Genomic DNA, 11,551 nt, shown 5'->3' with positions numbered 1-11,551 from the left:
CACAATCCAACCGCAAGGAACCACCATGACCTCATCCGTGATCGTAGCCGGCGTCGGCATGATTCCCTTCACCAAGCCGGGGGCCAGCGAACCCTACCCGGTGATGGCCGCGAAAGCCATCCGCGCCGCACTCACCAACGCGGGCGTCGAATACGACAAGGTTCAGCAGGCCTATGCTGGCTATGTCTACGGCGATTCCACTGCCGGCCAGCGTGGGCTCTACGAAGTTGGTATGACGGGCATCCCAGTGGTTAACGTCAACAACAATTGCTCAACGGGGTCGACCGCGTTGTACCTGGCGCGCCAGGCGGTCTCTAGCGGCGCCGTCGATTGCGCCCTTGCCTTCGGCTTCGAGCAGATGACGCCCGGTGCACTGGGGTCTGTGTTTGACGATCGGCCGAGCCCGTTCGAGCAGTTCGATGCCGTTACCGCCGAACTGATTGACGTTCCCGGGATACCGTTCGCCCTTCGCTACTTTGGCGGCGCCGGCCTGGCGCATATGGAGAAGTTCGGCACAAGGCTCGAGACCTTCGCCAAGATTCGCGCCAAGGCCAGCCGGCATGCTGCCAACAATCCGCTGGCATTGTTCCGGACCGTGGTCACGGAGGAAGACGTGATGGCATCGCCCATGATCTGGCCCGGCGTGATGACCAAGCTGATGGCCTGCCCACCGACCTGCGGTGCGGCAGCAGCGCTGCTAGTCTCGGAAGCATTCGCCAAGAAGCACGGCCTGGACGCGAGCGTTCGCATCCGCGCCCAGGCCATGACCACCGACACGCCGCCTGCTTTCGAGGCGCGCGATATGCGCGAGGTGGTGGGCTTCAGCATGACACGCAACGCGGCCCGGCAAGTGTACGAAGCGGCCGCCGTCGGACCGGAAGACATCGGCGTGGTGGAATTGCATGATTGCTTCGCTCACAACGAGCTGATTACCTATGAGGCGCTCGGGCTGTGCCCGGTGGGTGGCGCCGAGAAGTTCGTGTCCGATGGCGACAACACCTATGGCGGCCAGATCGTGACCAACCCGTCGGGCGGGCTGCTCTCCAAGGGCCACCCGCTGGGTGCGACCGGGCTGGCGCAATGTACGGAGCTGGTCGAGCAATTGCGCGGGCAGGCCGGTGCACGGCAGGTAGAGGGCCTCCGGCTGGCGCTGCAGCACAACCTGGGCCTCGGTGGCGCGTGCGTCGTCACCCTGTACGAGAGGATCTGACCATGATCGACAAGAAATGGATTGGCCATGAAGTCGGCAGCTCGGTGCTGCCGATCGAGCGCGGCCGGCTGAAGTTTTTCGCCAAGGCAATCGGCGAGACCAACCCGATCTACACCGACCCGGCTGCCGCCCACGACGCCGGTTATGCCGACTTGCCGGCGCCACCCACATTCCTGTTCGCTGCGGAGCTGGACTCGGGTGCCATGTTCGGTCTACTCGACCTGCTCGGCGTACCGCATGCCAAGGTTTTGCATGGCGAGGAGAGCTTCGAGTATTTCGGCCCCGTCGTCGCAGGCGACACCGTGACGGTCAGCTCCCACGTCAAGGACATCTACGACAAGAAAGGCGGCGCGTTGGAATTCATCGAAGTCGAGTCGAAGGTGGTCAACCAGCGCGGCGAACACGTGGCCCGGATGCGCTCGCTGACCGTGGTACGCAACTGAAGGACCCCCAATGACAACCCTCTGCTTTGACTCGGTGCAGGTTGGCGACATCCTGCCGTCCCAGAGCCTGCCCCCCGTGAACCGCCACATGCTGGCGCTCTTTGCCGGCGCATCCGGCGACCACCATCCGATCCACATCGACCTTGACTATGCGCGCCGGGCCGGCATGCCGGACGTGTTCGCACACGGCATGCTGGGCATGGCCTGGCTGGGCCGCTTGCTGACCGGCTGGGCGCCGCAGTCGCAACTGCGCCGGTTCGATGCCCGCTTCCAGGGTATTACCCACCTCGGTCATGCCATTTGCTGCAGTGGCCGGGTGGTCGAAAAGCTTGAAGTGAACGGCGAGCGCTGCGTGCGTGTCGAGGTGCAGAGCGCCAACCAGTTCGGACAAACCAGGATTGCAGGCGAGGCGCTGGTCGCGCTGCCCTGAACCACGAAATGACGAAATCGAAAAGGAGACTAACCCATGACTCGCAAACTGGAAGGCAAAGTTGCCCTCGTTACCGGTTCCGGCCGCGGCATCGGCCGCTCCATCGCGCTCAAGCTAGCCAGTGAAGGCGCCCGACTCGTTATCAATGATCTGGACCAGGAGCCAGCCCAGGAGGTGGTGGAAACCATTCGCGCCACTGGCGAGCAGGCCATAGCCTGCGTGGGCAGCGTAACCGCGCCGGACTTCGCCGAGCGCTTCGTCGGTACTGCGGTGAGCGAATACAAAAGCCTTGACATCATCGTCAACAACGCCGGCTATACCTGGGACAACGTGATCCAGAAGATGACGGACGAGCAGTGGTACGCCATGCTCGACTGCCACCTCACGGCGCCGTTCCGCATTCTGCGTGCCGCGCAGCCCGTGATCCGCGGCCTGTCCAAGGCTGAAGGAGAGGCCGGCCAGCGCGCGGTACGCAAGGTGGTCAATATCTCGTCCGTCGCTGGCCTGTTCGGCAATGCCGGGCAAGCAAATTACTCCGCTGCCAAGGCCGGCATCGTCGGCATGACGCAGACACTCGCCAAGGAGTGGGGACGCATGAATGTCACCGTGAACTGCGTGGCATATGGCCTGATCAAGACCCGCCTGACCGGGAGTGCAGCCGGCGAATCCACCGCCAATATCGAAGGCCGCGAGATCAAGGTCGGCGTGAACCCTGACTTGCTGGCCGCGATGGAGCGCGGCATCCCGCTGGGACGCGGCGGCACGCCGGACGAAGCAGCCGGCGCCGTGTACATGTTCTGCATCCCGGAATCGGACTACGTGAGTGGCCAGACGCTTCTGTGCAGCGGCGGCCTGACCGGCATCTGAGGAGACTAGCGATGCTGCCGCAACTGTACCGCCATCGTTGGATGGATGAGGAAATCGAGGCATTCCGCGAGCAGGTGCGCCGCTACGTGGCCGGCGAGCTGGCGCCGAACCTGGACGGATGGCGCCGCCAGGGCTACATCCCGCGCGAAGTCTGGCATGCGTTCGGGCAGATGGGCTTCCTGCTGCCTGAGATCGAGGAAGCCCATGGTGGCGCCGGCGCGAGCCTGGCCTACCAACTGGTGGTGCAGGACGAGCTGGCCAGGGCCGAAGTGCCCGCCACCACAGCCGTCCACAGCATCGCCACTCACTACATCCTGGACTATGGCACGCCGGAGCAGAAACAGCGCTGGCTACCGAAGCTGGTCAGCGGCGAGATGCTGGCCGGCATCGCCATGACCGAACCCGGCTGCGGCTCGGACCTTCAGGCGCTGCGCACGCGCGCGCGCCGCGACGGCAGCGAGTACGTCATCGACGGTGCCAAGACCTTCATTACCAACGGCTTCACCGCCAACTTGCTGGTGGTGGCGGTACGAACGGGTGAGGCGGGTAGCCGGGGGGTGTCGCTGATCGTGCTGGAGACCGAGGATCTGCCGGGATTCCGCGTTGGCCGCCGGCTCGAAAAGCTTGGCCAGCACGCCTCCGATACCGCCGAGTTGTCATTCGATGGCGTGCGGGTTCCCGCCGACCGCCTGCTTGGCGAGACGGAAGGACGGGGTTTCGCGCAACTCATGAGCCAGCTTCCCTACGAGCGCATGCTGCTCGCCGTGCCCGCGGCGGCCGTGATCGAGCGTGCTGTCGAACTGACGCTGGAGTACACCCAGCAGCGCAAGGCATTCGGCCAATCGCTGTACGACTTCCAGAACACGCGCTTCAAGCTGGCAGAGTGTGCCACGCTGGCGCATGTGGTGCGCACATTCGTCAATGACTGTATCCAGCGTCTGCTCGATGGCCAGCTCGACGAATCGGCGGCCTACATGGCCAAGTGGTGGTGTACCGAGCAGCAAGGCAAGGTCACTGATGAATGCCTGCAGCTCTTCGGCGGCTACGGCTATATGACCGAGTACCCGATTGCGAGGCTGTACGCCGATGCGCGGGTGCAGCGCATTTATGGCGGTGCGAACGAGATCATGAAGGAACTGATTGCACGGAGGCTGCCCGCATGAAGCAGCCGCTGACTGGGATTCGCGTCATTGAGTTTGAAGGAATCGGACCCGGCCCATTGGCCGGCCGGATGCTGGCCGACATGGGGGCGCAGGTCACTGTCATCGCGCGGCCGCAAAAGGGCGCGGTGAACGAACGCATTGGCGGTGCGGCGGACAATCCCCTGCGGCGCGGCAAGGCCGTCGTGATGCTCGATCTCAAGCAGTCTGCCGACGTGGCCAAGGCGATGGCGCTGGTTGCAGAGGCTGACGCACTGGTCGAAGGTAACCGTCCCGGCGTGATGGAGAAGCTGGGCCTGGGTCCGGCTGATTGCGCTGCGTGCAACCCTCGGCTGGTTTATGGCCGCATGACCGGATGGGGGCAATCCGGGCCCCTGGCGCAAGCCGCCGGCCACGACTTGAATTACGTGGCACTGACCGGCCTGCTTTCGCTGTCGGCGCGCGACGGCCAGGCGCCCATCGTGCCACCGACCGTCGTCGGCGACGCCGCTGGCGCGTTGGGGTTGGCCTTTGGCATGGCTTGCTCGTTGTTGGACGCGCGCGCCAGCGGCCAAGGGCGCGTGGTGGACGGCGCCATCGTTGATGTACTGGCGATGCTCGGCACCATTGTGCAATGGGTACGCGCCAGCGGACAACTGGATGGGCCGACTCCCAGCCCGTTCCACGACTCGCCGTTCTATGATGTCTACCGCTGTGCCGACGGGGGCTTCATCACGCTTGGCCCGCTGGAGCCCCAGTTCTACGCGCTGCTGCTGGACAAGCTCGGCCTTGCGGATGTGGACCCGGCCGCGCAGTATGACGTGCGTGCCTGGCCTGCGTTGAAGGCTCGGTTTTCGACGCTGTTCGCCGGCCGTTCGCGCGCTCACTGGTGCGCGCTACTCGAGGGCAGCGATGCATGCTTCGCGCCTGTCCTGAGCCTGTCCGAGGCGGCCGCGCACCCGCACAATGCGGCGCATGGCATCTATGGCATTGGCGCAGATGGGGCCCTGCAAGTTGCCGCCGCGCCGCGCTTTCTGCCCTTGTCGGTGGACTAATTGATGAAGCGCGCTGGCGTGCGAATGCTCACCAGACTGGATACAGGACAAAAATGGACAATCCAATGCATCAATCTGATGGAATTGCCTGGGGCGTAGCCGAGAACATCGGCCGGATCGTGCTGAAGCGCCAAGAGCACGCAAACACCATCTCACGCGCTGCATCCCGCGCGCTGGTGGGGGCGATCGACAGTGTTCTGGAGCAGCAGCCGCGCGTCGTGTTGCTCGCGGCGGAAGGCCGCATTTTCTGTGCCGGCGGGGATATTGACGAATTTGTGGCCGCTGGCCCGGCCCTGGGTGCGCTCGTGGACGATATTCTCGATTCACTGCATCCAGCGTTGTACCGTCTGGCGACGGCGCCGTTGCCCGTCGTCGCAGCAGTGAACGGGCCTCTCGGGGGGGCCGGCATCGGCCTGGCGCTGTGCGCCGACTTCGTGCTTGCAGCGGAATCGGTGAAACTGCGCACCGGCTACGCAGCAATAGGGCTGTCGCCCGACCTCGGCGCCTCCTACTTCCTGGCCCGCCGCGTTGGCGCTGTGCGGGCCCAACAGTGGTTCATGCTCAGCGAAACGATCGACGCGCAACGCTGCCTCGCACATGGTGTGGTAGATGCGCTGCACCCTGATGCCGAGCTTGCCGGTGCGGCCGAGAATCTTGCGTTGCGCCTGGCGCAGGCCGCGACCGCGTCATTGGCCGGCATCAAGACCTTGTGCAGCGGCCTGCCTGTCCGTGACTTGCAGGCACACCTTTCGCTTGAGCATCAGCTGCTCACAGCCCGGGCCAGTGGCGCTGATGCACAGGAAGGCGTACGTGCCTTTGTAGAGCGGCGTGCGCCACGATTTACGGGAGAATGATGTTTCTGCTGCGTCGACCTTCGCTGCTTGGTCTAGAAAAGTTGAGGGTCTCTGCTGCCTCACTAATCTTGGCCTCGGTCGAACTGCTTCGTCTCGTAATACGTCCATCACGGGGGCCAACCAAAGTACGCCAGATTGCAGAATTCCTCTGACGTTTGCCGAGTGCCAACGATCCGATTGAGTTCGATGGGGCCGCCACTCGCGGCCGAGGCGAATGGCCGTTTTTCGGTGCGGACGTTCGATCTGGCACCTCCAATGGCTGAGAAGGGTCGGTCAGAGACGGCCGCGGCATCACCGGCAGCAGCGGGCCGTGACCGGCCAGGAAACGTCGTTGCGCTCGCGATCCCTCGGTCGTTCGAACGTCGCTCCCCGCCAGGCTAATGGACTTTCGATGGGCCAGAGATGCATGCCTCATCATCGGCCGTTGCAGCTTTTCGACTTAACTGGGACGGGCGGTGGTCAGCATGTTCTGCCAAGATTCCTGCACCTGTTGGCACGGCTGACATTTGGCACGCCTCGACCATCTCCCAGCCTGTAGGACGGCACCCGATAACCATCTGCTGCCCGCAGGTGTAAAGATGAATTAGGGGGGCAGGAGGACGCACCATGCCACGGAACATCCACGTGATGCCGCAAGGCGAGGGCTGGGTCGTCACCCGCGAGGGCACGCCGAAGTCGCACTACGACACTCAAGAGGAAGCTATTGCTGCCAGCTTGCGGATCGCTAACCGAGACGGCGTGCAACTCTATATTCACAGCCGGGACGGCAGAATCCAAAGGCACAGCACGTAAGCTACGACCCACCTGACCTCAAGCGCTGACCGTGCCGCCGTAAGGCCTCCACCGTCAGCGCGGTCATAGGCCCGCTCGAAGGCTTGGCCTACAACCTGATTCGCCAGTTGTCTAGTGGGAGCGCTACATGCGCCCCCTCCCCCGCTTAAGCTGCACAAGGATGGAGTAGCTTACCCGCATATGGCTAAGCACACGCATAGCCAAGGCGACGTCTCCACCTTCAATCTGTGCGCTCCTTACGCGGGAAATTTGCGCGCGCAGACGCCGCCGTGACTGCCAAATCCGACGCTCAAGGACGCTCAATCGGTGTGCCAGGAGCTGACCAGCTCTTTCTGCATGCACGGCCATACCGCAGTTTGATATGAGCGTACTTTGAACTTGGCTTCGTTTCCTTGCAATCTTCCGTAATGCGAACAATCTGGACATGACGCCGCACTCTACCTTGCGGAAGCGGCCTGAAACGGCCACGGCATGTCAGCACAGTTCGCTAGGCGGTGTACTGCCTCAACCATGCGGCCCGCCAGGTCGCCCTACAAAAGGAAAGCACACATTGCAGCTCAGTGCTGGCCGCGACCGATGAATGACAACGGTGCCTTGGAAGCACCGTCGACATGACGCCGAGACGAACCATGGCAACAGTTCGGTCAGGGACGATCATAGTATCGCGGGGCAGCGGCCGACACCGGCCATGAGACGTCGTTGGTCAGCGCGACTACGCGGTCATTCGAACGTCGGCTCCGGCAACGCTAACGGACTTTCGCTGGCCAGATGCAAGTCGTGCGAGTGCAGATTTTCGCGGTATGCCATCGACGAATGGCGTTGATCTGCGATTATGCGCGCGTCATCCTTGTCTGCGATTGAAGTTGTGGAGACCGAACTTGCGGCTCCTGACGCGCCTTCAAATTACAGCACCGCCGTTGGGACTGATGACCTGGCCTACCAGGTAATGCTCGTCCGAGGCCAGGTAGATCGCCAGCGACGCGTATTCCGACGGTTCGCCCAGTCGCCCCAGCGGCGACAACTGGAACAGGCTGTTTCTCTCCGCTTCACTGGCATTGGCGATGTAGGCCTGGAACGGCGGCGTCATCACCCCGCCGCAGGCGATGGCGTTGACATAGATGTTGGCGCCAGCCGCGTCGATAGCAGTGGTCTTGGTCAGGCTGATGACGCCCGCCTTGGTGGCCGAGTAGCCGGGGCTGTGCGTGCTGAGCGTACTCATGCCCGCGATCGAGGCAATGTTGATGATCTTGCCGCTGCGGCGCGGCTCCATCTGGCGCAGCGCGGCGCGGGTGCAATAGAACACGCCGTGCATGTTTACGCCCCACCACTTGAGCCAGTCGTCGTCGGTCAGCGACGACACGATGCCCAGCGACTGGCGCGGCATGGCCGTGGTGAGGTAGGCGTAGAGCTTGTTGCGGCGCTCGGTGTCCTTCTGGGACGCGGGGACGATACCGGCATTGTTGACCAGGATGTCCACCGCGCCAAAGCGCTCGGCGGCCTGCACGAACATGGCATCGACGGCGGCCACATCCGACACGTCGCAGCGCAGCGCCAGGCAGGGCACGCCTTCGGCTTCGATCGCTGCGCGGGTATCCTCCAGCGTTTCTATGTTGATGTCGCAGATCACCAGTCGGGCGCCCTCGCGGGCCATGGCCCGCGCGATGGCACTGCCCAGGCCCTGTCCGGCCCCCGTGACGAGGGCGACTCTATCTTGCAGCTTATTCATGAATTCACTCCGATCTGTACTGAGGGGAAACCTAGGCGCAGGCAGGGACGCCACCTGCCTCGCCGCGTTGGTGCCGGGCGATAGCCACCGCGGCCAGCGCAAAGAATATGATCGATACAATGCCCAGGAGGTCTGACGCCAGCACCACGTGCGAGAGCGGATTGGCAACCCCCCGGGCCTTCATCACATCCACGGCACGCCCCGCCATGACGTTGCCGATGGACAGGGCAAAGACGTTGACACTCAGCATGTTGAAGGCGCTGACCGTGGAGCGCATCTGCGGCGGTGTCAGGTTCACGATGCCGCCGTTGCCGGCCCCGTACAGGGCAAGCGGCAGGAAGAAGCCTGCGCACATGCCGGTGTAGAACACCAACGAACCCGGCTCGGCAAAGCGGTAGGCGATCATGGGCACCGCGCACACAGCGATGAACAGCACGACCACGGCGGCGTGCTTGCCCGGCAGCCGCTGCGCCATGCGATCCCCCAGCACGCCGCCCACCACCGAGCCCGCCGCGCCAAACGCCAGTTGCAGCATGCCGATGCGCGAGGCAATGGCGGCGGCGTCCATGCCGCGCTCCTCCACCAGCCATAGCTGCGTGAACGTCAGGCCGACGAAGAAGAAGTGAAAGAGTGCAAAGCCGGTAATCATCAGCGACAGCGCAGGGCTACGGCGCAGCAGGCCCAGCGTGTCGCGCACCTGCTGCTTGAAGGGGGCCCCACGCTCGTGCACCGGCAGTTGGCCCCGGTCGTCCTTGAGGCCGGCCAGCAGCGCGGCGATGGCGATGCCCACGCCACCCAGGGCATAGAAAGTGGTGCGCCAGCCATGCACGGCGCCAAAGGTACCGGCCAGCAGAAAACTGACACCGATGCCCAGCGGAATGCCCATGAAGAAGATGCCCATGGCCGTGCCACGCCGCTCCTGCACGAACAATTCAGCCAGCAGTGACACCGTGGACGGCACGAGCGCGGCCTCACCAATGGCGACGAAGAAGCGCGCCAGCGCCATCTGATCGAAGCTCTGGGCATGGCCCGAAGCCCAGGTGCACAGGCTCCAGACAAACACGCCACCGGCCAGGATGCGCGTGCGGCTGAAGCGGTCGGCCATGGAGCCGAGGAACACTACCGAGCACGCATAGCTCAGCACCCACACAGCCCCGACGAGGAAGCCGTATTGGGCGTTGCTGAGATGCAGGTCCGCGATGATCTGGGGCGAAAAGCCCAGCAGCATGTTGCGGTCAACCATGGCCAGCACGTGGATGACCAGCAAGCTGGCCAGCACGGCGGAGGGGCTCTTCTTCCAAAACATCTTAGTCTCCTGTTTTGAGTGCCTCTATCTGTCACGTATCAATATTTGTCGGCCATGTTCTAAGGCGCATCCGTGCCGCTCTCCATGAAGGCGAGAGGGGCAAGCTTAGGCGGCAGGTCGTAGCGGCACGCCGCGTTGCATTGGCTTGCGGTTAGGCACCATGCCCAGGCGGGCCAGGGTTTCATCGGCGCTGTTCCAGAACGTGCCGGTCTGGTAGATGCGATGCGCGTCTTCGCCGGTGGCAACTTCACGATGCAGTTCGCGGGCAATGCGCACCATCGTTTCGATCTGCTGCACGGATGTTGCGCGCTGGCCGTTGGGGCCGAACAGCGTGTCTTCGATGCCCACGCGCACATGCAAGCCCAGCGCGATCGCCATGGCGCTCATCGGAAACACGTTTCGATTGAGCGTTTCGATCGTCAGCACGGCTCCGTCCGGCGTGCGGCGCACGAACTCGAGCATGTCAGCCGGATGCAGCCCGGCAGCGCCGCCACCGATGGCGACGTAGTTCAGGATCAGCGGTCCGCGGTAGACGCCGGCGCGGATCAGTCGCTCGACCGTCTCCAGTCCTGTCAGGTTGCCGAGCATGAAATGCGGCTGGATGCCCTTCGCGACCAGTCGCTTGATGTGCTCAACGTGCCAGGATGGGTTGGACGGCACGATCATGTCTCGGTATGCCGCCTGGATGGCCGGGTTCGTCAGGGAAGTCCCCGCCACGTCAGCCTCGGTCATCAGCTCCATGATGTTCATCTGCGCGGTGTTGATGGCGACCGTGACCTGGTCCGGCTTCGGCTGCAATTCGGCCAGCATGTGGCGCGTATCGTCGGCCAGCCATTTCGCGGCCTGGCTTTCGTCTTCCGGCGCGAAGGAGATCGAACCGCCCACCTGCAGCACCATCCTGGGCACGGCTTCGCGCAGGCGCGTCAGCATCTCGTTGAACATGGACAGCCGCTTGCTGCCCTTGCCGTCGGCCTCGCGTACATGCACATGGAGCACGGTGGCCCCCGCGTTGTAGCAGTCGACCGCCTTCTGGACCTGCTCGTCCATGGTCACCGGAATATCGTCCGAATCGCCGGGCAACCACTGCGGCCCGAAGGGAGCCACCTGGATAACCAGCTTTTCCTGGTTCTCGGGCAGGAGGGAATCGTCTAGAAAGTGCATTTCAGTCTCACTTGATTGTGCGTGGCGCGAATCGTGTTCAGGCGGCGGCGCGCTCAGCCGACACTTGTTCCTGTTGCAGTGCTGCGAGTTCTTCCAGCAGGATCGGCGCGCCCAGGCTGCTGGTATGGATGCCAAGCACGCTGACGGCCTGCAGCACCGCGGCGATCTCTTCCTTCGTGGCGCCCAGTTCGAGCGCCTTGCGAATGTGGCGGCGGGTGCCCGGGGCGTACATGTGGGTGCATGACGCATCGACCGCAATGGCGATGAATTCGTAGACCTTGGGATCGAGCACGCCGGAGAGGACCGGGTGCATGCCCATCGCCATGAATTTCTCGATCCATGCCGGGTCCAGCTCGGCAATGGCGTCCCACGCGGGATTCCAGTTTCCGGTTGCCCGCAATTGGTCACACAGGGGTGTGGCGCTGGAGCGGATCTGGCTGCTCATGTTCGTTCTCCTCGACGGATCAGGTTGACTTCAGGCGCATGGCGCACGGGGGCGCCGATGTTGAAAAGTATCGGCCACCGGTCGGCATTAATTTGATGAAACACGACATACGCTTTAGAATTC

At 63.5% G+C, this 11,551-nt stretch carries 12 protein-coding genes; 8 read left to right on the top strand and 4 right to left on the bottom strand.

The window, feature by feature from the left end; genetic code table 11:
- Window positions 1-25: 25 nt before the first annotated feature.
- The 8 genes from CupriaWKF_RS31780 to CupriaWKF_RS31745 all read left to right on the top strand — a co-directional run bounded on the left by CupriaWKF_RS31780 (window position 26) and on the right by CupriaWKF_RS31745 (window position 6,790).
- Window positions 26-1,210 carry a lipid-transfer protein gene (locus CupriaWKF_RS31780; RefSeq protein ID WP_276104039.1) on the top strand — a complete coding sequence of 395 codons (1,185 nt, stop codon included), beginning with the start codon at window positions 26-28 and terminating at the stop codon, window positions 1,208-1,210.
- A gap of 2 nt (window positions 1,211-1,212) precedes the next feature.
- On the top strand, window positions 1,213-1,653 hold the full coding sequence (locus tag CupriaWKF_RS31775; RefSeq protein WP_276104038.1) for a MaoC family dehydratase N-terminal domain-containing protein: 441 nt from the start codon (window positions 1,213-1,215) through the stop codon (window positions 1,651-1,653).
- 10 nt (window positions 1,654-1,663) lie between these two features.
- Complete coding sequence (locus tag CupriaWKF_RS31770; RefSeq protein ID WP_276104037.1) at window positions 1,664-2,083, top strand: MaoC family dehydratase; 420 nt, start codon at window positions 1,664-1,666, stop codon at window positions 2,081-2,083.
- A gap of 36 nt (window positions 2,084-2,119) precedes the next feature.
- Window positions 2,120-2,950: an SDR family NAD(P)-dependent oxidoreductase gene (locus CupriaWKF_RS31765; RefSeq protein WP_276104036.1), complete on the top strand. Its 831-nt coding sequence runs from the start codon at window positions 2,120-2,122 to the stop codon at window positions 2,948-2,950.
- Between the two features lie 11 nt (window positions 2,951-2,961).
- On the top strand, window positions 2,962-4,113 hold the full coding sequence (locus CupriaWKF_RS31760) for an acyl-CoA dehydrogenase family protein (protein WP_276104035.1): 1,152 nt from the start codon (window positions 2,962-2,964) through the stop codon (window positions 4,111-4,113).
- Entirely contained in the window at window positions 4,110-5,144 is a 1,035-nt protein-coding gene (locus CupriaWKF_RS31755; protein WP_276104034.1) for a CaiB/BaiF CoA-transferase family protein, read from the top strand. The genes CupriaWKF_RS31760 and CupriaWKF_RS31755 overlap by 4 nt, the downstream gene beginning before the upstream one ends.
- Window positions 5,145-5,209: 65 nt before the next feature.
- Complete coding sequence (locus CupriaWKF_RS31750) at window positions 5,210-5,998, top strand: enoyl-CoA hydratase-related protein (RefSeq protein WP_276104032.1); 789 nt, start codon at window positions 5,210-5,212, stop codon at window positions 5,996-5,998.
- A gap of 606 nt (window positions 5,999-6,604) precedes the next feature.
- A complete protein-coding gene (locus tag CupriaWKF_RS31745) occupies window positions 6,605-6,790 on the top strand; it encodes a DUF2188 domain-containing protein (RefSeq protein WP_276102092.1) in 186 nt (61 codons plus the stop codon).
- A gap of 898 nt (window positions 6,791-7,688) precedes the next feature.
- Here the strand turns inward: CupriaWKF_RS31745 and CupriaWKF_RS31740 are convergent.
- From CupriaWKF_RS31740 to CupriaWKF_RS31725, 4 genes are all read right to left on the bottom strand, one after another.
- On the bottom strand, window positions 7,689-8,516 hold the full coding sequence (locus tag CupriaWKF_RS31740) for an SDR family NAD(P)-dependent oxidoreductase (RefSeq protein ID WP_276104031.1): 828 nt from the start codon (window positions 8,514-8,516) through the stop codon (window positions 7,689-7,691).
- Window positions 8,517-8,547: 31 nt separating this feature from the next.
- Window positions 8,548-9,822, bottom strand: a complete 1,275-nt coding sequence (locus tag CupriaWKF_RS31735; protein WP_276104030.1) for an MFS transporter — start codon at window positions 9,820-9,822, stop codon at window positions 8,548-8,550.
- 105 nt (window positions 9,823-9,927) lie between these two features.
- On the bottom strand, window positions 9,928-10,983 hold the full coding sequence (locus tag CupriaWKF_RS31730) for a 3-keto-5-aminohexanoate cleavage protein (RefSeq protein ID WP_276104029.1): 1,056 nt from the start codon (window positions 10,981-10,983) through the stop codon (window positions 9,928-9,930).
- A 37-nt stretch (window positions 10,984-11,020) separates the two neighbouring features.
- A complete protein-coding gene (locus CupriaWKF_RS31725; RefSeq protein ID WP_276104028.1) occupies window positions 11,021-11,428 on the bottom strand; it encodes a carboxymuconolactone decarboxylase family protein in 408 nt (135 codons plus the stop codon).
- Window positions 11,429-11,551: the final 123 nt, after the last annotated feature.

It is taken from the genome of Cupriavidus sp. WKF15 (genome assembly GCF_029278605.1).
Lineage (GTDB): Bacteria > Pseudomonadota > Gammaproteobacteria > Burkholderiales > Burkholderiaceae > Cupriavidus.
The sequence above is the reverse complement of the archived record's forward strand: the minus strand, read 5'-3'. Positions and strand labels throughout refer to the sequence as shown.

Bases quoted from the DNA above. Each gene is read 5' to 3' on its own strand.
- CupriaWKF_RS31780 (WP_276104039.1), top strand. From the start codon at position 26: ATGACCTCATCCGTGATCGTAGCCGGCGTCGGCATGATTCCCTTCACC.
- CupriaWKF_RS31775 (WP_276104038.1), top strand. From the start codon at position 1,213: ATGATCGACAAGAAATGGATTGGCCATGAAGTCGGCAGCTCGGTGCTG.
- CupriaWKF_RS31770 (WP_276104037.1), top strand. From the start codon at position 1,664: ATGACAACCCTCTGCTTTGACTCGGTGCAGGTTGGCGACATCCTGCCG.
- CupriaWKF_RS31765 (WP_276104036.1), top strand. From the start codon at position 2,120: ATGACTCGCAAACTGGAAGGCAAAGTTGCCCTCGTTACCGGTTCCGGC.
- CupriaWKF_RS31760 (WP_276104035.1), top strand. From the start codon at position 2,962: ATGCTGCCGCAACTGTACCGCCATCGTTGGATGGATGAGGAAATCGAG.
- CupriaWKF_RS31755 (WP_276104034.1), top strand. From the start codon at position 4,110: ATGAAGCAGCCGCTGACTGGGATTCGCGTCATTGAGTTTGAAGGAATC.
- CupriaWKF_RS31750 (WP_276104032.1), top strand. From the start codon at position 5,210: ATGCATCAATCTGATGGAATTGCCTGGGGCGTAGCCGAGAACATCGGC.
- CupriaWKF_RS31745 (WP_276102092.1), top strand. From the start codon at position 6,605: ATGCCACGGAACATCCACGTGATGCCGCAAGGCGAGGGCTGGGTCGTC.
- CupriaWKF_RS31740 (WP_276104031.1), bottom strand. From the start codon at position 8,516: ATGAATAAGCTGCAAGATAGAGTCGCCCTCGTCACGGGGGCCGGACAG.
- CupriaWKF_RS31735 (WP_276104030.1), bottom strand. From the start codon at position 9,822: ATGTTTTGGAAGAAGAGCCCCTCCGCCGTGCTGGCCAGCTTGCTGGTC.
- CupriaWKF_RS31730 (WP_276104029.1), bottom strand. From the start codon at position 10,983: ATGCACTTTCTAGACGATTCCCTCCTGCCCGAGAACCAGGAAAAGCTG.
- CupriaWKF_RS31725 (WP_276104028.1), bottom strand. From the start codon at position 11,428: ATGAGCAGCCAGATCCGCTCCAGCGCCACACCCCTGTGTGACCAATTG.